The following is a 23,318-nucleotide window of genomic DNA, read 5'->3' on the forward strand; positions in this document are numbered from 1 at the left end:
GGTGGAAATGTCGAATATCGGACACGACCGGCGCGGTGCCTGGCGCGCGGCGCTGGCCTGCATGGTCACGCTGGCGGTGGCCATGGGCCTGGGGCGCTTCGCCTTCACGCCCATGCTGCCCATCATGCTGAGCGAGGGAAAGCTCGAGCTGGCCGGCGGCGGTTTGCTGGCGTCTCTTAATTACCTGGGCTATTTCTTCGGCGCGGTCAGCTGCGCGGCCATCGGCATCAAGGCGTCGAGCATGGTGCGCGGCGGGTTGCTGGCCACGGCGGCCTTGCTGGTCGGCATGGGGCTGCTGCACAGCTTCATCGGCTGGGGCGTGCTGCGCGCGGCGGCCGGGGTGATGAGCGCCTGGGTCTTCGTGTTCGCCTCGGGCTGGGGGCTGCGCCGGCTGGCCGAGACGAACGCGCCCACGCTGGCCGGCGTGATCTACACCGGGCCGGGCATCGGGATCGCCATGACCGGGTTGCTGGGCGGTGCGCTCGGCCGCTGGGGTTCGGAAGCGGGCTGGATCGGCCTCGGGTTGCTGGCCGTGGTGCTGATCGCGGTGATCTGGCGGGTGTTCGATGACGGCGAGCGGGTGGGGGCGGTGGCTGGCGGGGCGGCGGCGAGTCCGGCTGTTGCTGCGGGCGGTGCTTCGGGATCGGCGTCAGCGCGCAGCGATGCGATCTGGCTGGTCGTGCTCTATGGGCTGGCAGGCTTTGGTTACATCATTACCGCCACCTTCCTGCCCGTGATCGCCCGGCAGGCGCTGCCGGGATCGCCGTGGCCGGATTTCTTCTGGCCGCTGTTCGGCGCAGCCATCATTCCGGGCGCATTGATCGGCGCCCGCGCCCCGGTGCATTGGGACAATCGGCTGCTGCTGGCCGCCGCTTATGCATTGCAGGCGCTCGGCGTTGTTTTTTCAGTGGCCTGGCCGACCATTGCGGGTTTTGCACTCGGCAGCCTGCTGCTCGGCATGCCTTTCACCGCCATCACGCTTTTCGCCATGCGGGAAGCTCGACGGCTGCGCGGGAATGCCGCGGCCGGGTTGATCGGCTATGCCACGGCGTCCTACGGGGTGGGGCAGATCATCGGGCCGCTGTTTGCGGCGCCATTGGCCCAGCGCACCGGTTCTTTCGAGCTGCCTTTGCTGGTGGCGGCGGCCGCATTGGCCCTGGGCGCGGTGCTGTTTGCCGTGGTCTGGTCGAAATACCGGCGCCCTGTGGCCGCCTGAATACCGATGTCCTTCATTTATGCACGCGAATAGCATATAATTCGAGGCTCACGACCAAACGGGCGGGTACCAACCGCCCGTTTTTTTTGGTCTATGCATTCTCAAGCAGCAATTATTTGGCGTCGTGGCATCCGTGGTGGGCGGGTGCTGCGGCTTGGGCATTGATTCAGAAGGCGCTTTCAAACACGTGGCATTGCAGCAAACAGTAGAACAAACCGTGGCCGGTCTCGGCTACGACCTGGTCGAGGTCGAACGCTCGGCCGGTGGATTGCTGCGCGTGACGATTGATTTGCCCTGGACGCCCCCCACCTCTGAAGAAGTGGCGGCCGGCGTGCCCGAACCCTTCGTGACGGTGGAAGACTGCGAGAAGGTCACGCGCCAGCTGCAATTCGCGCTGGAAGTCGATGCGGTCGATTACAAGCGGCTCGAGGTCTCCTCGCCCGGTATCGATCGCCCCTTGCGCAATGAACAGGATTTCGAGCGATTCGTGGGCGCGGTGATCGACATCACCCTCAAGGCTCCCATGGGTGCTGCCGCGGCGGGCCAGGTGTCGGCCAATCGCAAGAAGTTTCGCGGCACGCTGGAGCGTGCTGAAGGCGGTTCGGGTTGGCAGATCGTCTGGAGCGATGCGCCCGAGACCAAGCCGGGTCAAAAAGTGAGCAAGAAGCGCGCGCCTGCACCGTTGCATGCGCTGGGCTTCGTATTGGACGAGCTGCGCGATGCGCGGCTCGCGCCGATTGTGGATTTCAAGGGCCGCAAGGCCAAAACCCAACCGGGTTTTTCGGATATTGACGACGGAATGAACGTTCCGGACTGAACAAGAGGAGTGGTGGCATGAATCGCGAAATGTTGATGTTGGTGGATGCGATCTCGCGCGAGAAGAACGTCGAGCGCGACGTGGTCTTCGGCGCGGTCGAATCCGCACTGGCGCAAGCCACCAAGAAGCTCCATCAGGGTGACGTGGATATCCGCGTGGCGGTCGATCGCGACAGCGGCGACTACGAAACTTTCCGCCGCTGGCACGTGGTGCCCGATGAAGCCGGCCTGCAACTGCCCGACCAGGAGATCCTGCTCTTTGAGGCTCGTGAGGAGATGCCCGACATCGAGGTCGACGAATACATCGAGGAATCCGTCGATTCGGTGCCGATCGGGCGCATCGGTGCCATGGCTGCCAAGCAGGTGATCCTGCAGAAGATCCGCGACGCCGAGCGTGAGATGCTGCTCAACGACTTCATGTCGCGCGGCGACAAGATCTTCGTGGGCACCGTCAAGCGCCTGGACAAGGGCGACATCATCGTGGAAGCCGGGCGCGTCGAAGGCCGCCTGCGTCGCAGCGAGATGATCGCCAAGGAAAACCTGCGCAACGGCGACCGCGTGCGGGCCATGATCATGGAGGTCGACCTGACGCTGCGCGGCGCGCCGATCATCCTGTCGCGCTCGGCCCCCGAGTTCATGATCGAGCTGTTCCGCCAGGAAGTGCCCGAGATCGAACAAGGCCTGCTCGAAATCAAGAGCTGCGCCCGTGACCCCGGTTCGCGCGCCAAGATCGCCGTGCTCTCGCACGACAAGCGTGTCGACCCGATCGGCACCTGCGTCGGCGTGCGCGGCACCCGCGTCAACGCCGTCACGAACGAACTCGCCGGCGAACGCGTGGACATCGTGCTGTGGAGCGAAGACCCGGCCCAGTTCGTGATCGGCGCCCTGGCGCCGGCGAACGTCTCGTCGATCGTGGTCGACGAAGAAAAACACGCCATGGACGTGGTGGTGGACGAGGAAAACCTCGCGATCGCCATTGGCCGCGGCGGCCAGAACGTGCGCCTGGCTTCCGACCTCACCGGTTGGAAGATCAACATCATGGACGCGAACGAGTCGGCCCAGAAGCAGGCGACCGAGACCGATGCCAGCCGCAAGCTCTTCATGGAAAAGCTCGATGTCGACGAGGAAATCGCCGACATCCTGATTTCGGAAGGTTTCAACAGCCTCGAGGAGGTGGCCTACGTGCCGATCTCCGAGATGCTTGAGATCGAGGCCTTCGACGAAGACACCATCAATGAGCTGCGTGCCCGTGCAAAGGATGCGCTGCTGACCATGGAAATCGCCAAGGAAGAAGGTGTCGAAACCGTCTCGCAGAACCTGCGCGACCTCGAAGGCCTCAATCCCGACCTGATTCCGCAGCTGGCTGAAGCGGGTGTGAACACCCGTGACGACCTGGCCGACCTCGCGGTCGATGAACTCACCGAAATCACCGGCCTGAGCGCCGATGACGCCAAAGCCCTCATCTTGAAAGCCCGCGAACATTGGTTCGCCGGCCAAGAGTGACGGTATGGAGGCACGAAAGCAATATGTCCAGTACTACTGTCGCCGAGTTCGCGAACGAGCTCAAGAAGACTCCCGAAACCTTGCTTGACCAGCTCAAGAGCGCAGGCGTGCCCAAAGCGGCCGCCACCGATGCACTCACGGAGGCCGACAAGCAGCGCTTGCTCGGCTTCCTGAAGGCCAGCCACGGCACGGCCGAGCCCGAGCGCAAGAAGATCACGCTGACCAAGAAGTCGACCAGCGAGATCAAGCAGGCCGACGCCACCGGTCGCGCCCGCACCATCCAGGTCGAAGTGCGCAAGAAGCGCACCTTCATCCAGCGCGATGAAGGCCACCCGGCCACGGCCGAAGGCGCGCAGCAGCAGGCGGCCGAAACGTCCGCCGCACCGGCCGCGCCCCAGATCGACGAAGCCGAACTGGCCCGCCGCGAGGAAGACGCACGCCGCCAGGCCGAGCTGATCCGCCGCCAGGAAGAAGAGCTGGCCGAGAAGCGTCGCCAGCGCGAAGAAACCGAAGCCCGCGAACGCGAGCAGGCCGAAAAGGCCGAGCGCGCCGAACAGGCCGAGCAGGAAGCTGCGCGCATCGCCGCCGAGAAGAAGGCCGCTGAAGCCGCCGCCGCCTCGGCCAAGGAAGCCGCGAAGCAGCCGGTGGCTGCCCCGGCCGCGCCGGCCGCTGTGGCTGCCGCTGCTGCGGCTGCAGAAACCGCTGCCGTTGCCGAAAAGCAGGCCGCCGACACCAAGCTGGCCGCACAGAACGCCGCCACGCAAGCCAAGGAAGACGCCAAGGCCAAGGCCGCCGCCGAATCGAAGGCCCGTGCCGACGAAGAAGCCGCCCGCGCCAAGGATCTCGACGAGCGTCGCCGCAAGGCCCTGGCCGAAGCCGAAGCCATCCGCGCCATGATGAACGCACCGGCCCGCGTGCTGGTGCCGCATAAGGCGCCCGAGAAGCCGCAGCCTGAAAAGTCGACGGTCAAGGGCACGCTGCACAAGCCGGCCACGCCGCCGGGCCGCCCGGGCGCCCCTGCGGCCCCTGGCGCCGCAGCGCCCGCCGCTGCCGGTGCTGGCAAGGAAGTCAAATCCGCCAAGCTCTCGTCGAGCTGGGCCGGCGATCCTGCCAAGAAGAAGGAAATCAAGACCCGCGGCGATGCCAGCGGGGGTGTCAGCCGCGGCAACTGGCGCGGAGGCCCGCGCGGCCGTCGCGGCAACGACCGTGGCGGTCATGACGAGCAGCACGCACCGGCCGCACCGGTCGAGGCGCGCGTGCTCGAAGTGCACGTGCCCGAGACCATCACGGTCGCCGAGCTCGCGCACAAGATGGCCGTGAAGGCGCAGGAAGTCATCAAGCAATTGATGAAGCTGGGCATGATGGCGACCATCAACCAGTCGCTCGACCAGGACACCGCGATGATCATCGTGGAGGAAATGGGCCACAACGCGGTGGTTGCCGCGCTGGACGACCCCGAAGCCTTCACCGACGAGGACGTGTCGGCGCAACAGGCCGAAGCCCTGCCGCGCGCACCGGTCGTGACCGTCATGGGTCACGTCGACCACGGCAAGACCTCGCTGCTGGACTACATCCGCCGCGCCAAGGTCGCCGCGGGCGAAGCCGGCGGTATCACGCAGCATATCGGCGCCTACCATGTGGAAACCGAACGCGGCATGGTGTCGTTCCTCGACACCCCGGGTCACGAGGCGTTCACCGCCATGCGTGCCCGCGGTGCGCAGGCCACCGACATCGTGATCCTGGTGGTGGCGGCCGACGACGGCGTCATGCCCCAGACCAAGGAAGCCATCAAGCACGCGAAGGCGGCGGGTGTGCCGATCGTGGTTGCGATCAACAAGGTGGACAAGCCCGACGCCAACCTGGACCGTGTGAAGCAGGAACTGGTGGCCGAAGAGGTCGTGCCCGAAGAGTACGGCGGCGACGTGCCGTTCGTGCCGGTGTCGGCCAAGACCGGCCAGGGCATCGACGACCTGCTCGAGCAGGTGCTGCTGCAGGCCGAAGTGCTGGAACTGAAGGCGCCGGTGGATGCCGCCGCCAAGGGCCTGGTCATCGAAGCGCAGCTGGACAAGGGCCGCGGCCCGGTCGCGACCGTGCTGGTTCAGTCCGGCACGCTCAAGACCGGCGACGTGGTGCTGGCCGGCTCGACCTATGGCCGCGTGCGCGCCATGCTGGACGAAGACGGCAAGGCCACCAAGTCGGCAGGTCCGTCGATCCCGGTCGAAATCCAGGGTCTGACCGAAGTGCCGCAGGCGGGCGACGAGTTCATGGTGATGGCCGACGAGCGCCGTGCGCGCGAAATCGCCACCTACCGCGCGGGCAAGTTCCGCAACACCAAGCTGGCCAAGGCGCAAGCCGCGAACCTGCAGAACATGTTCACCGACCTGTCGGCCGGCGAAGTGCAGACGCTGCGCATCATCATCAAGGCCGACGTGCAGGGCTCGCAGGAAGCACTGGCTCAGTCGCTGCTCAAGCTGGCGACCGAAGAAGTCAAGGTGCAGATCGTGTACGCCGGCGTCGGCGGCATCAGCGAAAGCGACATCAACCTCGCGATCGCGTCGAAGGCAGTGGTCATCGGCTTCAACGTGCGTGCCGATGCCGGTGCGCGCAAGCTGGCCGAAGGCAATGGCGTTCAGCTGAACTACTACAGCATCATTTACGACGCCGTCGACGAGATCAAGGTCGCGATGTCGGGCATGCTGGCACCGGAGCGCCGCGAAGAGATCATCGGCTCGGCCGAGATCCGCACGGTGTTCGTGGCCTCGAAGATCGGCACCGTGGCCGGCTCGTACGTCACTTCGGGCTCGGTCAACCGCAGCGCGCATTTCCGCCTGCTGCGCGACAACGTGGTGATCTACACCGGCGAAGTCGACTCGATCAAGCGCATGAAGGACGATGTCCGCGAAGTCCGCGAAGGTTTTGAGTGCGGTATCAAGCTCAAGAACTACAACGACATCAAGGAAGGCGATCAGCTCGAATTCTTCGAGATCAAGGAAATCGCCCGGACGCTGTAAGCGTTCGACGCGAAAGAGTCCATGCCGAAAAGAAAAGCAGCCGCACCCAACCGCGCGTTCAAGGTCGCCGACCAGATCCAGCGCGATCTGACGGAGCTGATCGCGCGCGAGTTGAAGGACCCGCGCGTGGGCATGGTCACGATCCAGGCGGTCGAGGTCACGCCCGACTATGCGCATGCGAAGGTCTTCTTCAGCCTGCTCACGGGCGACGTGGCCGAGACCACCGAAGCGCTGAACCAGGCCGCGGGCTTCCTGCGCAACGGCCTGTTCAAGCGCCTGCACATCCACACCGTGCCGACGCTGCACTTCCTGTTCGACCGCACCACCGAGCGTGCGGCCGACATGAATGCGCTCATCGCACAGGCCGTTGCTTCGCGCTCGAAAGACGACTAGCGATGAACGCGCCACGCACACGGGTGCAGCGGCGCCCTGTGCATGGGGTGTTGCTGCTCGACAAGCCGCTGGGGTTTTCCAGCAACCAGGCCTTGCAAAAGGCCAAGTGGTTGCTGCGCGCCGAAAAAGCGGGCCACACCGGCACGCTCGATCCGCTCGCCACAGGCGTGCTGCCGCTGTGTTTCGGCGCCGCCACCAAATTCAGCCAACTGCACCTGGACGCCGACAAGACCTACGAGGCGGTCGCGCGCCTGGGCGTCAAGACCGCCACGGGTGACGCCGAAGGCGAGGTGATCGCCGAACGGCCGGTGCAGGTGTCGCCAGAAGACCTGGCCCGCGTCCAGGCCCAATTCACCGGCCCGATCCGCCAGGTGCCGCCGATGCACAGCGCGCTCAAGAAAGACGGCAAGGCGCTGTACGAGTACGCGCGCGAAGGCATCGAGATCGAGCGCGCACCGCGCGACGTCGTCATTCACCAGCTCACGCTGACCCGGCTGGATGACACCCGCATCCGCATCGTTGCGAGCGTGAGCAAGGGCACCTACATCCGCACGCTGGGCGAGGACATCGGCGAGGCGCTGGGTTGCGGCGCGCACCTCACCTCGCTGCGCCGCACGGCCACGGGCGGCTTCGGGCAGGCGCAATGCGTCACCATCGAAGCGCTCGAAGCCATGACCGAGGACGAGCGCCTGGCACGCCTGTTGCCTCCCGAAGCGCTGGTCGACGGCCACAGCCGCGTCACGCTCGCGGCCGAAGATGCCGCACGTTTTCTCTCGGGCCTGCGCCGCCGTGGCGGCTGGGCCGATGCCGAGGCGGTGGCCGTGTTCGGCACCGACCCGCAGGCGTTCCTGGGCACCGCCCACGTGAGCGCCGGCGAACTGATCCCGGGGCGCTTGCTGAACCCCATCGAAATTCAGCAAATTCTTTTGAACGCACCACAGACCGAAGCGACACCATGAGTACCAAGCAAATCCGCAATATCGCCATCATTGCCCACGTGGACCATGGCAAGACCACCATGGTCGACCAGCTGCTGCGCCAGTCGGGCACCTTCGCCGAGCACGAGAAGGTCGTCGACACGGTGATGGACAACAACGCGATCGAAAAGGAACGTGGCATCACGATCCTGGCCAAGAACTGCGCCGTGACCTGGGAAGGCACGCACATCAACATCGTCGACACCCCGGGCCACGCGGACTTCGGCGGTGAAGTGGAACGCGCGCTGTCGATGGTCGACGGCGTGGTGCTGCTGATCGACGCGCAGGAAGGCCCGATGCCCCAGACGCGCTTCGTGACCAAGAAGGCGCTGGCCCTGGGCCTGAAGCCGATCCTGGTCGTGAACAAGGTCGACAAGCCCGGCGCGAACCCCGACAAGGTGGTCAATGCCGCCTTCGACCTGTTCGACAAGCTCGGCGCGACCGACGAACAGCTCGACTTCCCCGTGGTGTACGCCTCGGGCATCAACGGCTGGTCGTCGCTCGAAGAAGGCGCGCCTGGCGAGCAGTGGGGCCCCGACATGTCGGCCCTGTTCAACACCATCCTGAAGCACGTGCCGTCGCAAAAGGGTGACCCGAACGCGCCGCTGCAGCTGCAGATTTCCGCGCTCGACTTCTCGACCTTCGTCGGCCGCATCGGCGTGGGCCGCATCAGCCAGGGCACGCTCAAGCCCATGTCCGACGTGCTGGTCATGGAAGGCCCGGACGGCAAGAGCATCAAGGGCCGCGTCAACCAGGTGCTGACCTTCCAGGGCCTGGACCGCGTGCAATCGACCGAAGCCGGCCCCGGCGAGATCGTGCTGATCAACGGCATCGCCGACATCGGCATCGGCGTTACCGTGACCGACAAGGACAACCCCGCGCCGCTGCCCATGCTCAAGGTCGACGAACCGACCCTGACCATGAACTTCTGCGTGAACACCAGCCCGCTGGCCGGCCGCGAAGGCAAGTTCGTGACCAGCCGCCAGATCTGGGACCGCCTGCAGAAGGAACTGCAGCACAACGTGGCGCTGCGCGTGAACGAGACCGACGAAGAAGGCATCTTCGAAGTCATGGGCCGCGGCGAACTGCACCTGACCATCCTGCTGGAAAACATGCGCCGCGAAGGCTATGAAATGGCCGTGTCCAAGCCGCGCGTGGTGTTCCGCACCGTGAACGGCGAGAAGCACGAGCCCATCGAAATGGTCACGGCCGACATCGAAGAAGGCCACCAGGGCGGCGTGATGCAAGCACTGGGCGAGCGCAAGGGCGAACTCGTCAACATGGAACCGGACGGCCGTGGCCGCGTGCGCCTGGAGTACCGCATTCCGGCGCGTGGCCTGATCGGCTTCACGAACGAATTCCTGAACCTGACGCGCGGCTCGGGCCTCATCAGCAACATCTTCGACAGCTACGAGCCGCACAAGGGCGACATCGGCGGCCGCAAGAACGGCGTGCTGATCTCGATGGACGACGGTGAAATCTTCACCTACGCCCTGGGCAAGCTGGACGACCGCGGCCGCATGTTCGTGAAGGCGAACGATCCGGTCTACGAAGGCATGATCGTGGGCATCCACAGCCGCGACAACGACCTCGTCGTGAACGCCACGCGCACCAAGCAGCTGACCAACTTCCGCGTGAGCGGCAAGGAAGACGCGATCAAGATCACGCCCCCGATCGACCTCACGCTGGAATACGGCGTCGAGTTCATCGAGGACGACGAGCTGGTCGAAATCACGCCCAAGAGCGTGCGCCTGCGCAAGCGTTTCCTGAAGGAAAACGAGCGCAAGCGCGCCGGCCGCGAAACGGCCGCCTGATCGCCGGCGCCGTCGTTTCATGCGCCTCACGCATGGCGCAGCCGTCGGGCTGATGGTCGCCGTGACCCTCATGTGGGGCACGGCGGGCGTTGTCACGCGGCACCTGGCGCAGGCGCACAGTTTCGAGATCACCTTCTGGCGCAGCCTCTTCACGATGCTGGCGCTGCTGGTGATCTTGCCGCTTTGGCGGGGGCGGGCGGTGTTCTCGCTGCTGCGCCGCGGCGGGCGCTCGCTGTGGATCTCGGGCGTCTGCTGGGCCGTGATGTTCACGGCCTTCATGGTGGCGCTGACCCTCACCTCCACCGCGAGCGTGCTGGTCACGATGTCGCTCGGGCCGCTGTTCACCGCACTGGCCGCGCGCCTCTTCATCGGGCACAAGCTTCCCGTGCGCACCTGGGCGGCCATCGTGGTCGCCGGGCTGGGCATCGGCTGGATGTACGGCACGCAGCTGCTGGGCGGTGGCGGTGGGTCGCTCGTCGGCACGCTGGTGGCGCTGTGCGTGCCGCTGGCCGGCGCGACGCAATGGACCGTGGTCCAGCATGCGCACGCCAAGGGGCAGGATGTCGACCTCGTGCCTGCGGTGCTGATCGGCGCGACCCTCTCCGCACTCGTCACCTTGCCGCTGGCCTGGCCGTTCCATGCCGGCCCCCATGACCTGGGCCTGCTGGCCTTCCTGGGTGTGTTTCAGCTGGCGATTCCCTGCGTGCTCTCGGTGCTGTGCGCGCAGGTGCTCAAGGCGCCCGAGGTGGCGTTGCTGGCGCTGCTCGAGGTGATTTTCGGCATCGCGCTGGCCTGGCTCGGCGCCGGCGAGACGCCCGCGGCCAGCGTGCTGACGGGCGGCGTGCTCGTGATTGGCGCGCTGGTGTTCAACGAGCTGCTCGCGCTGCGTGGGCGCCGCACCACGCTGGCGGACAGCGCGCTGCCGGGCGCGCACTGACCTTTCGCCGCCCTCAGCGGCCGAAGAGGTACCAGCCGATCACGATCACGACGGCCACCACGATCATTCCGAAGTTGCGCCAGCTGGCTCGTTGGCTGCGCGCGAACTCTTTGAGCATGTCGGCGGTCTCCTGCTCGTCGGCGGCGACGGTCGCCTGGGCTTCGTCGAGGATGCGTCGGTGGTCGGCTGCCGTCGCGAAGGCCGGCTCGGCGGCAACACGGGCGCGAAGCGCTTCGAACGGCGCCGTGTCGAGCAGGCCGTCGGTCACCAGCCAGCCCAGCGTGGGGCCCAGGGCGGCGGGCGCGCCGGTCAGGGGCGCCGCACGCAGCGCCAGGTCGCGGGTTTCGGTGTCGATCAGTCCTTCGTTGAACAGCGCGACCACGGCCTCGTGTGTGATGCCGGTCTTGCCGAGGTCCAGCAGGTCGTCCGCGTCGTAGGCAATGTCTTCCGCTTCGGTGAACGCCGCGACGGCCGGCGAGGCGGCTTCGAGGCGTTCCACAGCCGCATCCAGTTCTTCCTCGGCGATCAGATTCTTGAGGCGCATCCAGGCCAGCGCATGCGCGGGGCCGGGAATCGGTGGCAGGGCGGGGGCCTCGGGATGCGCGAGCGCGGCATCGTGCTGCGCGTCGGTGATGAGGCCATGGGACACGAGCGCGTGGAAGGCATCCGGGGTGGTGTCGGCAAAAGTCATCGGGCCATTCTGCCGTGCACCATGAAAAAAGCCCCGGCGCAGGCCGAGGCTTCGTGGGTGGGGGCACCGGTCAGGCCGGCGCCATCACATCGACCGCATCAGGGACGGGCAACCTTCCAGGCGCCGTTGGCCACGCCGTCACCGGTCTTGTCGCCGGCCTTGGTGTCCTTGGCCCAGTAGTACAGCGGCCAGCCCTTGTAGGCCCACTGCTTCTTGCCGTCTTCACGCACGATGATGGTGTAGCCTCCCATGGGCTTGGCGGCGTCGGCCACGGCGAGCGGCGGCCAGTTGGTGGCGCATTGGCCGTTGCAGGCGGAGGTCCCGGCATTGGCGGTGTCGCGGGCGAAGGTGTAGAGCGTCATGCCGTTCGGGCCGACCAGCACGCCGTCGGCGGTGCGGGTGGGCGTGTCGGGCGCTCCAGCGGTCTTGGTGGACATGCCGCCGCAGCCGGCGAGCAGTGCCGCTGCGAGGATCGAGGCGCTGAGCAATTTCATGCAGTTTCTCCTTCAGTTGAAAAATCAATCGCGAAAACAAGCCAGGTGAATGCGCGAACCGGCAGTTTATGCCGTCGCTACGATAACTCGCGGTAGGCCAGGGTCGCGAGTCTCAGTAGCGCATCGCGCGGCAGGCGACCGGCCACGGCATAGCCGAAACCCCGGTCGACCCAGTAGAAGCTCGGCACGGCGCTGTCCGAAGCAAAACGGAAGGCGGTTTCGCGCGAGGCAGCGGCGTCCGCGGCCTGCGCGTCGAGCGTGCCGATGTACAGCGTGATGCGTTCACCCGCCGCGTCCTCGAACATGAACTGCGCGCGCGCGCCGGTTTCGCCGGGCAGCAGGCGTCCGCCGACCAGCGTGTAGCCGAGCGAGGACAGATCGGGCACCTTGAGCGGGTGGTCGAGGCGCTTGGACAGCCACTGCACCAGGTGCTGCTGTTCGGCGGCGGCCACTTCGACGGGGTGCCGTTTCTCGGGGGTGTAGACGACGTGGGCCACCGAGGCGTCGCGCACGAACTCGCGCACGGCCGGTGCGCGTGCCAAAGAGGCACCGGCCGCGCGCGGCGCGCTCGACCACTGGGCATTGCCGAGCCAGCCGGCCGCGAAGGCGACCAGCAGGCCGGCGGCCATGCCGCCCCAGCGCAGCCAGGGGGTCGAGCGACCGGCCTCGGCACGGCGCCGCTCGAGCACGCCCATCAGCGGCGCAGGCACAGGTTCGTCGAGCAGGCCACCGTGCAACCGGCGCAACGCGTCGCGCTGGGCATGCCAGGCCGCCACGCGGGCCGCCACGGCCGGATCGCGCGCCAGCGTATCCTCGACCGCCTCGCGGCGTTCGGGCGGCAATTGGCCGTCGACCCAGGCGTGCAGCTCGTCGTCGGTGGGGGGCAGGGGGGGGCGGTTCATGGCGGGGTGCTTCACGTCACTTGAGGCGGCGCAGGCCGGGGCGGCTGGACGCGGCGGCGCCGTCCATCAGTTCCTGCAGGCGAAGGCGGGCGCGCGAGAGGCGCGACATCACGGTGCCGATCGGAATGCCGAGCACCTTCGCCACCTCGGCGTAGGACAGGTCTTCGAGCGTCACCAGCAGCAGCACGGCGCGTTGCTCTTCGGGCAGTTGCATCAGGCAGCGCTGCAGATCGAGGCCGAGGCTCGGATCGGCGCCGCCTTGCAGTTGTTCGGGCGCTACCTCCTCCAGCGGCACGACCGCATGCGGCGGCGGCCGGCGCCGCACCTGGCTGGCGAAGAGGTTGTGCATGACCGTGAAGAGCCAGGCGCGCAGGTCGGTGCCCACCACCCAGAGCCGCCACTTGCCGCAGGCCCGCTCGAGCGTGTCCTGCACCAGGTCGTCGGCCGCCCAGGCATTGCCCGTGAGCGCACGCGCATAGCGGCGCAGGCTCGGGATGTGCTCGACCAGCAGGCGGGCGTCCATGGGTAGGCCGGGAGCCTGTTCGACTCAGGGCTTGGCGATTTTCCAGGTGCCGTTGACGCCGTCGCCGGTCTTGTCGCCCGGCTTGGTGTCCTTCACCCAGTAGTACAGCGGCCAGCCCTTGGCGGCCCATTGCTTCTTGCCGTCGTCGCGCGTGACGATGGTGAAGTCGCCGCTGGGCTTGTCGCTGTCGGCCGCCATGAAGGGCGGCCAGTTGGTGGCGCAGCCGCCGTTGCAGGCCGACTTGCCGCTGCCGGCCGTGTCCTTGTCGAAGGTGTAGAGCGTCATGCCGTTCGCACCGACCAGCGCGCCATCGGCGGCCTTGGGCTGGGCGAACGCGGGGAGGGCGAGCAGGCTGCCGAGCAGTGCGGCGGCGATGCCGACGGAGGACATGCGGATAGGTGACATGGAAAGACTCCTGGGTTGATGGCATCGACGATCGATGACACCGCACAAACGCCCGCAGCGCGCGTTTTATTCCATGCCGCCCAAAAAAAGAAAAATCAGCGGTTGCGGCTCTTCATCGCGCGCTCGACTTCGCGCTTGCCTTCGCGGTCCTTGATGGTGTCGCGCTTGTCGTGCTCGGCCTTGCCCTTGGCGAGCGCGATCTCGCACTTCACCTTGCCGGCCTTCCAGTGCAGGTTCAGCGGCACCAGCGTGTAGCCCTTTTGTTCGACCTTGCCGACGAGGCGCTTGATCTCTTCCTTGTGCAGCAGCAACTTCTTGGTGCGGACCGAATCAGGATTGACGTGCGTCGAGGCGCTCTTGAGCGGGTTGATCTGGCAGCCGACCACGAACAGCTCGCCGTCGCGGATCACCACGTAGCCGTCAGTCAGCTGCACCTTGCCTTCACGCAGCGACTTGACTTCCCACCCCTCGAGGACCATGCCGGCCTCGAAGCGTTCTTCGAAGAAATAGTTGTAGGCGGCCTTCTTGTTGTCGGCGATGCGGGAGGAGGTGTCTTGTTTCTTGGTGGCCATGGCTCGAGAAGTTGGGGGCGCATGGCTTCAATACAATCCGTCGCGCACGCTGTGCCGATTCTATGAAAACAGTCCACAAGTCCGTCCTCATCTGGTACAGCGCCGAAGAAATGTACGCGCTCGTCACCGATGTGGCGAAGTACCCGCAGTTCCTGCCCTGGTGCGACAAGTCGCGCGTCATCGAGCAGGACGAGGGCGGCATGACCGCCGAAGTCGGCCTGGCCTTCGCCGGGCTGCACCAGAGTTTCACCACCCGCAACACGCACATCGCGGGCCGCGAGGTGCAACTGAAGCTGGTCGACGGGCCGTTCTCCAACCTCGACGGCACCTGGAAATTCCACCCCGTGGGCGAGCAGGGCGAACGCGCCTGCCGCGTCGAGCTGCAGATGAGCTACGGCTTCAGCAACTTCGCGCTGCAGGCCCTGGTGGGGCCGGTGTTCGACACCATCGCCTCGAGCCTGGTCGAAGCCTTCGTCAAGCGCGCCGAACAGGTCTACGGCGAAGGCTGATGGCCGATCGCCGCATCGAAGTCACGCTGAGCTGTTCGCCGGCGGCGCGCGAGGTGTTCGAGCAGGTCCTGCAACTCGCGCCCGGCACCGCGGTGGCCGAGGCGGTGAAGGCCAGCGATCTCATGCAGCGCTTTCCCGACCTGGACTGGCGGCATGCCATGACGCCGGGCATCTGGGGCCGGGCGGTGGCGTGGGAGCAGCCGTTGAAGGACGGCGACCGCATCGAGTTGTGCCGGCCGCTCACGGTCGATCCGAAGGTGGCGCGCCGTGAACGCTTCCAGCGGCAAGGCGCGCGCGGCACGGGCCTGTTCGCGAACAAGCGCAAGGGCGGCAAGGACGGCTACTGAGCCGCCGCCGCCGGCTTACTTGCAGTCGCTGTCGATGACCGACTGAACCCGCTTCTGCTCGGCTGCGCGCGCAGCGTCGTCCATGATTTCGCGCTCGCCCTTGGCGTTGACCTTGGCGAGGCGGATGCCACTGTCGATCGTAGCCTTGCCTTCGCGTGCGCGGGCGCAGCTCTCGGCCTTGGCCTTGGCGATCTTGGCCGCTTCAGCCGCTTCCTTGGCCTTCTGCTCAGCCTCGGCCTTCTTGGTCTTTTCCTCGAGTTCCTTGTCCACGCCCGTGGGCTTGGGCGGCGGCGCGGCCTTGGGGGCTGCGGCCGTCTCGCTGCTTCCCTCGGGGGCCGGCGTGACCGGGGCGGGCGCACGGGCCGACGGCGAGGGGCCGGCGCGGCGCAGGATGTTCTTTTCGGGGATGTCGGTGGGCGGCGGCTGGTCGCTGAAGACCTTCTTGCCGCTGTTGTCGACCCATTGCCATTGCGCGCTCGCCGAGAGCGGCAGCGCGCACGCGCAACCCAGTACCAGCCAATGCAGGAGATTCATGCGCGGAGTTTAGCCGGGCCTTACTTTTTGCAACATCCGGAATAGGCGGTTTTGCAACGGTCAAAAAGAACCCGCGCCGGCGAAGCGGGCGAGGGCCTCGTTACAATCCGTCTTTTGGAGCCTCACCCATGCGCCTTCTCGGCAAAGCGCTCACCTTCGACGACGTGTTGTTGGTGCCAGCATTCTCCCAAGTCCTGCCCAAGGACACGTCTCTCGCCACCAAGTTCTCCCGCAACATCACGCTGAACCTGCCGCTCGTCTCGGCGGCCATGGACACCGTGACCGAAGCCCGCCTCGCGATCGCCATCGCGCAGGAGGGCGGTATCGGCATCGTGCACAAGAACCTCACCGCGCAGCAGCAGGCCGCCGAAGTGGCCCGCGTCAAGCGCTACGAGTCCGGTGTTTTGCGCGACCCGGTGGTGATCACGCCGACGCACTCCGTGCGCCAGGTGATGGCACTGTCCGACCAGCTCGGCATCTCGGGCTTCCCGGTGATCGACGGCGGCAAGGTCGTCGGCATCGTCACGGGGCGCGACCTGCGCTTCGAGAACCGCTACGACGTGCCCGTCAGCGAAATCATGACGCAGCGCGACCGGCTCATCACCGTGCCCGACGGCACCACGCTGGCCGAGGCCAAGGCGCTGCTGAACAAGCACAAGCTCGAGCGCCTGCTGGTCATCAACGGCGACTGGGAGCTCAAGGGCCTCATCACCGTCAAGGACATCACCAAGCAGACCAGCTTCCCCAATGCCGCACGCGACGCCAACGGCCGCCTGCGCGTGGGCGCGGCGGTCGGCGTGGGTGACGGCACCGAAGAGCGCGTCGAAGCCCTGGTGAAGGCCGGCGTCGATGCCATCGTGGTCGACACCGCCCACGGCCACAGCGCCGGCGTGATCGAGCGCGTGCGCTGGGTCAAGAAGAACTATCCGCAGGTCGACGTCATCGGCGGCAACATCGCCACCGGCGACGCAGCGCGCGCGCTGGCCGACGCCGGCGCCGACGCGGTCAAGGTCGGCATCGGCCCGGGTTCCATCTGCACCACCCGTATCGTGGCCGGCGTGGGCGTGCCGCAGATCATGGCGGTCGACAGCGTCGCCACCGCGCTGCAGGGCACGGGCATTCCGCTGATCTCCGACGGCGGCGTGCGCTACTCAGGCGACATCGCCAAGGCGATCGCCGCCGGCGCGAGCACCGTGATGATGGGCAGCATGTTCGCCGGCACCGAAGAGGCGCCGGGCGAAATCGTGCTGTACCAGGGTCGCAGCTACAAGAGCTACCGCGGCATGGGCTCCATCGGCGCGATGCAGCAGGGCAGTGCCGACCGGTACTTCCAGGAGTCGACCACCGGCAACCCCAACACCGACAAGCTCGTGCCCGAAGGCATCGAAGGCCGCGTGCCCTACAAGGGCTCGATCGTCTCCATCGTCTACCAGATGGCCGGCGGCGTGCGCGCCAGCATGGGCTACTGCGGCTGCGCGACCATCGAGGACATGCAGAACAAGGCCGAGTTCGTCGAGATCACCACGGCCGGCATCCGTGAGAGTCACGTCCACGACGTGCAGATCACGAAGGAAGCCCCGAACTACCGCGCTGAGTAAGCCCAATCTGGCCAGACCTTGAAAGTCAGGCCAGACTCGGCTTAAAATTTGGGCCAGATTCAAATTTTCTGGCCCAAATGCAATCCATCGGCATCGCTGAAGCCAAGAACAACTTCTCGGCCCTGATCGACCTGGTCGAAAAGGGCGAGGAGGTTCGCATCACCCGCCACGGCAAGGAAGTCGTGCGCATGCTGCCGGTGCGCCGCAAACCCGTCATCACCGACGAGCAGATCGCCCGCGAGCTCGGGCAGATCGACGCGCTGCACGCCACCATCCAGCCCGGCCCCACGACCCGCGAGCTCCTGGACCAGGGACGCCAGCCATGACCGCCTTCGTCATGGACGCCTCGGTCACCGCCGCCTGGCTGCTGCCCGACCAGGCCAGCGAACACACCCGCAGGCTCTACGCCGCCATTCGCCGCGACGAGGTCGAGCCGCAGGCGCCCAACGCCTGGCAATGGGAGTGCGCCAACATCCTTGCCAACGGCGTGCGCAGCGGCCGCATCCCGGCATCGGCCGTCGAGGGCCTGTGGAGCGTGCTCGACGCCATCCGCCACCGCGTGGAACTGCACGACCTCGCGCCGGCCCAGCACAAGGCCGTGCTCGCCGTGGCCATCGACGCGGGCGTCTCGCTCTACGATGCGGGCTACCTCTGGCTCGCCAAATCGCTCAACCTTCCGCTCGCCACCTTCGACGAGCACCTCATCCAGGCGGCGCCGCACGCGGGCGTCAAGCTGTTCGACATTTCAACGCTCTGAGTCCTTTCGCCATGCAACACGACAAGATCCTCATCCTCGACTTCGGCTCGCAAGTCACCCAGCTCATCGCACGCCGCGTGCGCGAAGCGCATGTGCTCAGCGAAGTGCATCCCTGCGACGTCACCGACGAGTGGGTGCGCGAATACGCCGCCGACGGCCACCTCAAGGGCGTGATCCTCTCGGGCAGCCACGCCAGCGTGTACGAAGAGACCACCGACAAGTGCCCGCAAGCCGTGTTCGACCTCGGCATTCCGGTGCTCGGCATCTGCTACGGCATGCAGACCATGGCGCACCAGCTCGGCGGCAAGGTCGAGGGCGGCCACAAGCGCGAGTTCGGCTTCGCCGCCGTGCGCGCCCATGGCCACACTGCACTGCTGAAGGACATCGCCGACTTCACCACGCCCGAGGGCTTCGGCATGCTCAACGTGTGGATGAGCCACGGCGACAAGGTCACCGAGCTGCCGCCGGGCTTCAAGCTCATGGCCAGCACCGACAGCTGCCCCATCGCCGGCATGGCCGACGAGGCGCGCCGCTACTACGCGCTGCAGTTCCATCCTGAAGTCACGCACACGGTGCAGGGCAAGGCCATCATCGACCGCTTCGTGCTCGGCATCTGCGAAGCCAAGCCCGACTGGGTCATGCGCGACCACATCGCCGAAGCCGTGCAGAAGATCCGCGAGCAGGTGGGCGACGAAGAAGTCATCCTGGGCCTGTCGGGCGGTGTCGATTCGAGCGTGGCCGCTGCGCTCATCCACCGCGCCATCGGCGACCAGCTGACCTGCGTGTTCGTCGACCACGGCCTGCTGCGCCTGAATGAAGGCGACATGGTCATGGAGATGTTCGAAGGCAAGCTGCACGCGAAGGTCATCCGCGTCGATGCCAGCGACCTGTTCCTGGGCAAGCTCGCCGGCGTGAGCGACCCCGAAGCCAAGCGCAAGATCATCGGCGGCGAGTTCGTCACCGTGTTCAAGCAGGAAGCCGCCAAGCTCAAGGCGGGTGACGGCGGCCACAAGGGCGCGACCTTCCTGGCGCAAGGCACCATCTACCCCGACGTCATCGAGTCGGGCGGCGCCAAGAGCAAGAAGGCCGTCACCATCAAGAGCCACCACAACGTGGGCGGCCTGCCCGAGCAGCTCGGCCTGAAGCTGCTCGAACCGCTGCGCGACCTGTTCAAGGACGAAGTGCGCGAACTCGGCGTGGCCCTGGGCCTGCCGCCCGAGATGGTCTACCGCCATCCGTTCCCCGGCCCCGGCCTGGGCGTGCGCATCCTGGGCGAAGTGAAGAAGGAATACGCCGACCTGCTGCGCCGCGCCGACGCGATCTTCATCGAAGAGCTGCGCAACTTCACCGACGCTGAAACTGGCAAGACCTGGTACGACCTCACGAGCCAGGCCTTCACCGTGTTCCTGCCCGTGAAGAGCGTGGGCGTGATGGGCGACGGCCGCACCTACGACTACGTCGTCGCGCTGCGCGCCGTGCAGACCAGCGACTTCATGACCGCCGACTGGGCCGAGCTGCCGTACGCGCTGCTCAAGAAAGTGTCGGGCCGCATCATCAACGAGGTGCGCGGCATCAACCGCGTGACCTACGACGTGTCGAGCAAGCCGCCGGCGACGATCGAGTGGGAGTGATGTCCCGAACTACCAAAGGCGCCGTGAGGCGCCTTTTCTTTGTCCCGATGCAGGCTTGAGGGCGGACGGCGTGAGATTTGCCGGAGGGGGGTCAATGAAACGAAGAAATAGCCAGGCATCTGCAACTACTGCTCTGCCTGCTGCAATGGACCGTCAGAGCGAGACGGCGAGCGTCCCTGGGCGGAGCCTGACGGTCTTGCGAACGATTGCGGACGGCTATCCATGGAAGACGGTCGGATTCATTGCGTTCCTCGTCGGCTGCGGAGCTCTCTATGGCTATTTCGTTTCGATCGACTACGTTCCGCCGGACCTGATGGGCATCATGGCATTGGGGTCCATTGCAGCTCTGTGGCTCTTTCTCATCTGGTCATGCATGACCATCGTGCTGTTCGGAACTGCGGCTGTCATCGCGGCCTACGAAGTAAAGAGGCTCAGTCGGTTGACGATTTTTATCGGACAGTGGGCGTCCACCTTGTGTCTGGCCGCATGGGTGTTTCGTACATTTGATTGGTGGGGACTCGTTGCCGTCGCGGGTGGAGTGGCGGCAGCAGGCACCATCTATCGGCTGTTTCGAGAGAAGCCGAGACGATCTCCGTTGGATTTCTTCATGGCGGCCGCCGCAATTTTTCTCGGAGCCTCTTTCCTGCCCATGGGCGCGTACTTGGCGATCGACACCACTGGCGTCTTCAGGAACCCGCCCGACAGTTGGATCGACTGGCGCTTCGTCGCCTTTCCTGTGCTACTTGTTGCCTTGATGCTGGCGAACACCTTCGCAGCGAATGCCAATGCGCACGTCAACGCGATAGTCGTTTGGGGCGGTTGTCTTTTGGCGACCGCTGCAGTCTTCCTTGCACTCGGCGGACCTGCATACATCGGCACTGTGATCGCAGAAAGGGTCGGCTTGCGTTTGCCAGGCGTTTCAACCCTCAGTGTCTCGAAAGAAACTTGCTTGCGCGTGGTTGCAGCGATTCAACCCAAGGTCGTTCCCTCGGGCGGAAGTGATGTGCTGCCATGCGATGAGGTCTTGAATCTGATTCGTGCGGAAGTGCAACTGAGGTGGAGTGGCCGGTGGCTATTGGCAGTGAAAGAGATCAAGGGAACAAGAGTCCGAGTGGATGCGCCTCGAGTGACTATTCCTGATGATGGCACTCAACTTGTCATTCGATCGAAATCGGCGGCCTCATGACGCTGCTGACTCCTGAAGCAGAAAAGCGCCGCACGGCGCTTTTCTGTTTGCTTCGGTAGACCTCTGGAAATCAGAAGTTCGCCTTCAAACCCACCGTGAACATCCCGCCCTTGGCCTGCTTCGACAGCTTGCCGAAGTAGTCGTAGTCGGCGGTGATCGCGAGGTTCTGCGTCATGCGGTACTCGGCGCCGACACCCACCATCAGGCCCGTGCCGCTGCCCGAAATGCGCTGGTTGGCCGGGGCCCACTTGTTGTCGCCGGAGATGCGTCCGCGTGCCACGCCGAGGCGGCCGTTGAGGGCGAAGGCGTCGCCCAGGGGCATGCGGGCGGTGGCGGCGGCGTAGAAGACCTGGCCGGTGCCGGTCTGCAGCCTGGAGCCGCCGTAGGCCGAGCTCCATTGGCTCACGCTGCCGAGGCGGGCGTAGCCGGCTTCCACGCCGAAGTGCTCGGTCAGGCGGTAGCCGCCATACAGCTTGTACGACGTGCCGCTCTTGTCGGCCTTCTTGCCGCCCCATGGCACGGGCACGGGGGCGTTTTTCGAGGACGACAGGCTGTAGCTGGAGCGGCCGATGGCGCCGCCGACATACAGCCCGGTGTCCTTGTCGAGACCGGCGGCGAAGGCGCCGACGGAGGCGGTGCCGAGCCAGAGGGCTGCGAGTGCGAGGCGGGCTTGCGTTTTCGTCAAGATGAAATCCTGTTGGTTGATTGATCGATTGAATGAATGCGTGGATGGGCGGCGTGTCGTTGTTCGCCTTGCCGCCACCGTCCGACGATTCTCAAAAACCAAGCTGAAGACGAGCTTCGCGTTTGCTGAAGGCCTCATGAAGGGCCCTTGCCATGGGCGATGATCGACACATGTCAGCTCAGCTTCTTCTTCCCGGAATCGATCCCCCGCCGCGGCCCCTGCCGCGGCCTCGCGGCACCCAGGCCCCTCGCAAGGCGCCGCTGCCGCACTCGCTTTTCTTCGCACTGCTTCCCACCCCGCAAGACGCCGAAACCATCGCCGCGCTCGGCGCGCGCATGAACTCCCAGCACGCCCTGAAGGGCACAGTGGTCGAGGCGCAGCGCCTGCACGTCACGCTGTTCGACCTCGGCAACCACGACCAGGTGCCGGCCGACAAGGTGGCCCAAGCATCGACCGCGGCCGCCGCGGTGCCCGTGCCGGCGCTCGACGTCGTTTTCGAAAAATCCATGAGCTACGCGAAAGGCGCGCTGGTGCTGTGCGCCGACGACGAGGCCAACGTCGCGGCCCTGCGCGCGTTCAGGCAGCGCCTGGGCGAGGCGCTGGCCGATGTCGGCCTGAAGCCCTCGCGCGCGTTCACGCCACACATGACCGTCGCCTATGCGCGGCGCAAGCTCGAAAAGCACGCGCTCGAAGCGCCGGCGCGGTGGGCCGCCCATTCGCTGGTGCTCATCGACAGCCACGTGGGCGAGGGCGTGCACGAGGTGCTGGGCCGCTGGCCCGCCTAGGCGCCGTCCTGATCCGCAAAGGTGTCGAACAGCAGCCCGCGCAGCCACTGGTTGCCCGGGTCGCGGTGCACCTTCGCGTGCCAGAACAGGTTGATCGCGATCTGCGGCAGCGCCACCGGGTGCGGTCGCCACACCAGGCCGAAGGGCTCGGCGATGCTGCGCGCCAGCCGCTCGGGCACGGTCGCGATCATCTCGCTCGACTGCAGGATGTGGCCGATGGCCACGAAGTGCGGCACCTTGAGCCGGATGCGGCGCTGGATGCCTTGCGCCGCCATCACGTCGTCGGCCTTGCCGTGGCCCGTGCCGGCGGCCTGCACCTGCACGTGGTCGGCGGCGCTGAAGTCCTTCAGTGACACGCTGCGCTTGCGCGCCAGCGGGTGCGTGCCCGCGAACAGGCACACATAGCGCTGCAGGAACAGCCGGCGCTGGAACACGCCCGACTTGAGCTGCGGCAGCAGGCCGATGGCGATGTCGACATGGCCGGCCTCCAGGTCGTCGCGCAGGTGGGTCGCGGTGTTGTTGCGCAGCGTGCTGATGGTCACGCCCGGCGCGGCGGCCGAGAGCGTTTCCATGAGGCGCGGCGTGAAGTAGATCTCGCCGATGTCGGTCATGGCGAGCGTGAAGCTGCGCGTGCTCGTGGCGGGGTCGAACACCACCTGCTGGTTGAGCGCCGTGTGCAGCGCGCCCATGGCGTAGGCCACCGGCTCGGCCAGCTGCAGCGCGAAGGGCGTGGGCTCCATGCCGCGCGCGGTGCGCAGAAAAAGCTCGTCGCCCAGCAGCTTGCGCAGGCGCGCCAGCGCGTTGCTGATGGCGGGCTGCGACAGGCCCAGCGACTCGGCCACGGCCGACACGCGCTTCTCGGCCAGCATGCGGTCGAACACCAGCAACAGGTTGAGGTCGATGTCCTTGAGTTGCATGGCGCACCTTTATTCATGCCGGTGATACAGCCGATTCACCAGATTCTATTGGTCAATCGGAAGAGGCCGCGCATCATCCGTGCCCAGAGACAAGCCGGCCCCGCCGCCGGCGCCA

At 66.2% G+C, this 23,318-nt stretch carries 25 protein-coding genes; 16 read left to right on the forward strand and 9 right to left on the reverse strand.

Going from position 1 to position 23,318, the window contains the following annotated elements; genetic code table 11:
• Nucleotides 1-7 precede the first annotated feature (7 nt).
• From AC07O4_RS05245 to AC07O4_RS05280, 8 genes are all read left to right on the forward strand, one after another.
• Complete coding sequence (locus tag AC07O4_RS05245) at nt 8-1,216, forward strand: YbfB/YjiJ family MFS transporter (protein ID WP_495303925.1); 1,209 nt, start codon at nt 8-10, stop codon at nt 1,214-1,216.
• Between the two features lie 187 nt (nt 1,217-1,403).
• The gene (gene rimP / locus AC07O4_RS05250) at nt 1,404-2,033 is read left to right on the forward strand and encodes a ribosome maturation factor RimP (RefSeq protein ID WP_495303926.1); all 630 of its coding nucleotides are present in this window, start codon (nt 1,404-1,406) and stop codon (nt 2,031-2,033) included.
• Nucleotides 2,034-2,050: 17 nt separating this feature from the next.
• Nucleotides 2,051-3,535 (forward strand): transcription termination factor NusA, encoded by a 1,485-nt coding sequence (gene nusA / locus AC07O4_RS05255; protein WP_062479821.1) that lies wholly within the window; start codon nt 2,051-2,053, stop codon nt 3,533-3,535.
• A 23-nt stretch (nt 3,536-3,558) separates the two neighbouring features.
• The gene (infB, locus tag AC07O4_RS05260) at nt 3,559-6,546 is read left to right on the forward strand and encodes a translation initiation factor IF-2 (protein WP_062479820.1); all 2,988 of its coding nucleotides are present in this window, start codon (nt 3,559-3,561) and stop codon (nt 6,544-6,546) included.
• 21 nt (nt 6,547-6,567) lie between these two features.
• Nucleotides 6,568-6,939: a 30S ribosome-binding factor RbfA gene (gene rbfA, locus AC07O4_RS05265; RefSeq protein WP_070060772.1), complete on the forward strand. Its 372-nt coding sequence runs from the start codon at nt 6,568-6,570 to the stop codon at nt 6,937-6,939.
• A 2-nt stretch (nt 6,940-6,941) separates the two neighbouring features.
• Nucleotides 6,942-7,898 carry a tRNA pseudouridine(55) synthase TruB gene (gene truB / locus AC07O4_RS05270; protein WP_495303927.1) on the forward strand — a complete coding sequence of 319 codons (957 nt, stop codon included), beginning with the start codon at nt 6,942-6,944 and terminating at the stop codon, nt 7,896-7,898.
• Nucleotides 7,895-9,730 (forward strand): translational GTPase TypA, encoded by a 1,836-nt coding sequence (gene typA / locus AC07O4_RS05275; RefSeq protein ID WP_062479817.1) that lies wholly within the window; start codon nt 7,895-7,897, stop codon nt 9,728-9,730. Before truB ends, typA begins: the two co-directional genes overlap by 4 nt.
• A gap of 19 nt (nt 9,731-9,749) precedes the next feature.
• Nucleotides 9,750-10,667, forward strand: coding sequence for a DMT family transporter (locus AC07O4_RS05280; RefSeq protein ID WP_369628953.1), 918 nt, complete (start codon nt 9,750-9,752; stop codon nt 10,665-10,667).
• Between the two features lie 13 nt (nt 10,668-10,680).
• Here AC07O4_RS05280 and AC07O4_RS05285 read toward each other — a convergent pair whose 3' ends face one another.
• The 6 genes from AC07O4_RS05285 to smpB form a co-directional block, all read right to left on the reverse strand.
• Nucleotides 10,681-11,358: a hypothetical protein gene (locus tag AC07O4_RS05285; RefSeq protein ID WP_495303928.1), complete on the reverse strand. Its 678-nt coding sequence runs from the start codon at nt 11,356-11,358 to the stop codon at nt 10,681-10,683.
• A gap of 98 nt (nt 11,359-11,456) precedes the next feature.
• On the reverse strand, nt 11,457-11,852 hold the full coding sequence (locus AC07O4_RS05290) for a COG4315 family predicted lipoprotein (RefSeq protein ID WP_062479812.1): 396 nt from the start codon (nt 11,850-11,852) through the stop codon (nt 11,457-11,459).
• 77 nt (nt 11,853-11,929) lie between these two features.
• Entirely contained in the window at nt 11,930-12,754 is an 825-nt protein-coding gene (locus tag AC07O4_RS05295) for an anti-sigma factor family protein (RefSeq protein WP_495303929.1), read from the reverse strand.
• A gap of 16 nt (nt 12,755-12,770) precedes the next feature.
• Nucleotides 12,771-13,277, reverse strand: a complete 507-nt coding sequence (locus tag AC07O4_RS05300; protein ID WP_492734614.1) for a sigma-70 family RNA polymerase sigma factor — start codon at nt 13,275-13,277, stop codon at nt 12,771-12,773.
• A gap of 24 nt (nt 13,278-13,301) precedes the next feature.
• Nucleotides 13,302-13,682 (reverse strand): COG4315 family predicted lipoprotein, encoded by a 381-nt coding sequence (locus AC07O4_RS05305; protein WP_495303930.1) that lies wholly within the window; start codon nt 13,680-13,682, stop codon nt 13,302-13,304.
• Between the two features lie 95 nt (nt 13,683-13,777).
• Nucleotides 13,778-14,254: an SsrA-binding protein SmpB gene (gene smpB, locus AC07O4_RS05310; protein WP_062477854.1), complete on the reverse strand. Its 477-nt coding sequence runs from the start codon at nt 14,252-14,254 to the stop codon at nt 13,778-13,780.
• A 62-nt stretch (nt 14,255-14,316) separates the two neighbouring features.
• Between smpB and AC07O4_RS05315 the strand changes: the two genes are divergently transcribed.
• Together AC07O4_RS05315 and AC07O4_RS05320 are read left to right on the forward strand one after the other, a co-directional pair.
• Nucleotides 14,317-14,763 (forward strand): type II toxin-antitoxin system RatA family toxin, encoded by a 447-nt coding sequence (locus AC07O4_RS05315; RefSeq protein ID WP_062477851.1) that lies wholly within the window; start codon nt 14,317-14,319, stop codon nt 14,761-14,763.
• Nucleotides 14,763-15,110, forward strand: coding sequence for an RnfH family protein (locus tag AC07O4_RS05320; RefSeq protein WP_062477848.1), 348 nt, complete (start codon nt 14,763-14,765; stop codon nt 15,108-15,110). Before AC07O4_RS05315 ends, AC07O4_RS05320 begins: the two co-directional genes overlap by 1 nt.
• 15 nt (nt 15,111-15,125) lie before the next feature.
• On the opposite strand, the gene AC07O4_RS05325 is transcribed toward AC07O4_RS05320, so the two are convergent.
• The gene (locus AC07O4_RS05325; RefSeq protein WP_095948612.1) at nt 15,126-15,644 is read right to left on the reverse strand and encodes a DUF4124 domain-containing protein; all 519 of its coding nucleotides are present in this window, start codon (nt 15,642-15,644) and stop codon (nt 15,126-15,128) included.
• A 128-nt stretch (nt 15,645-15,772) separates the two neighbouring features.
• Here AC07O4_RS05325 and guaB point away from each other — a divergent pair, with 128 nt between their 5' ends.
• The 5 genes from guaB (at nt 15,773) to AC07O4_RS05350 (ending at nt 20,816) form a co-directional block, all read left to right on the forward strand.
• Nucleotides 15,773-17,242 carry an IMP dehydrogenase gene (gene guaB / locus AC07O4_RS05330; protein WP_062477841.1) on the forward strand — a complete coding sequence of 490 codons (1,470 nt, stop codon included), beginning with the start codon at nt 15,773-15,775 and terminating at the stop codon, nt 17,240-17,242.
• A gap of 77 nt (nt 17,243-17,319) precedes the next feature.
• The gene (locus AC07O4_RS05335; RefSeq protein ID WP_070060762.1) at nt 17,320-17,568 is read left to right on the forward strand and encodes a type II toxin-antitoxin system Phd/YefM family antitoxin; all 249 of its coding nucleotides are present in this window, start codon (nt 17,320-17,322) and stop codon (nt 17,566-17,568) included.
• Complete coding sequence (locus AC07O4_RS05340; protein ID WP_070060761.1) at nt 17,565-17,999, forward strand: type II toxin-antitoxin system VapC family toxin; 435 nt, start codon at nt 17,565-17,567, stop codon at nt 17,997-17,999. The genes AC07O4_RS05335 and AC07O4_RS05340 overlap by 4 nt, the downstream gene beginning before the upstream one ends.
• 11 nt (nt 18,000-18,010) lie before the next feature.
• A complete protein-coding gene (guaA, locus tag AC07O4_RS05345) occupies nt 18,011-19,630 on the forward strand; it encodes a glutamine-hydrolyzing GMP synthase (protein ID WP_062477832.1) in 1,620 nt (539 codons plus the stop codon).
• 196 nt (nt 19,631-19,826) lie between these two features.
• Nucleotides 19,827-20,816: a hypothetical protein gene (locus AC07O4_RS05350; RefSeq protein ID WP_492744982.1), complete on the forward strand. Its 990-nt coding sequence runs from the start codon at nt 19,827-19,829 to the stop codon at nt 20,814-20,816.
• 70 nt (nt 20,817-20,886) lie between these two features.
• On the opposite strand, the gene AC07O4_RS05355 is transcribed toward AC07O4_RS05350, so the two are convergent.
• Nucleotides 20,887-21,501, reverse strand: coding sequence for a porin family protein (locus AC07O4_RS05355; protein ID WP_062477817.1), 615 nt, complete (start codon nt 21,499-21,501; stop codon nt 20,887-20,889).
• Nucleotides 21,502-21,836: 335 nt separating this feature from the next.
• Here AC07O4_RS05355 and AC07O4_RS05360 point away from each other — a divergent pair, with 335 nt between their 5' ends.
• Nucleotides 21,837-22,286: a 2'-5' RNA ligase family protein gene (locus AC07O4_RS05360; RefSeq protein ID WP_369628946.1), complete on the forward strand. Its 450-nt coding sequence runs from the start codon at nt 21,837-21,839 to the stop codon at nt 22,284-22,286.
• Here AC07O4_RS05360 and AC07O4_RS05365 read toward each other — a convergent pair.
• Nucleotides 22,283-23,203, reverse strand: coding sequence for a LysR family transcriptional regulator (locus AC07O4_RS05365; RefSeq protein ID WP_062477812.1), 921 nt, complete (start codon nt 23,201-23,203; stop codon nt 22,283-22,285). The genes AC07O4_RS05360 and AC07O4_RS05365 overlap by 4 nt on opposite strands.
• Nucleotides 23,204-23,318 lie beyond the last annotated feature (115 nt).

The organism is Variovorax sp. GW821-FHT09D04 (assembly GCF_059416405.1).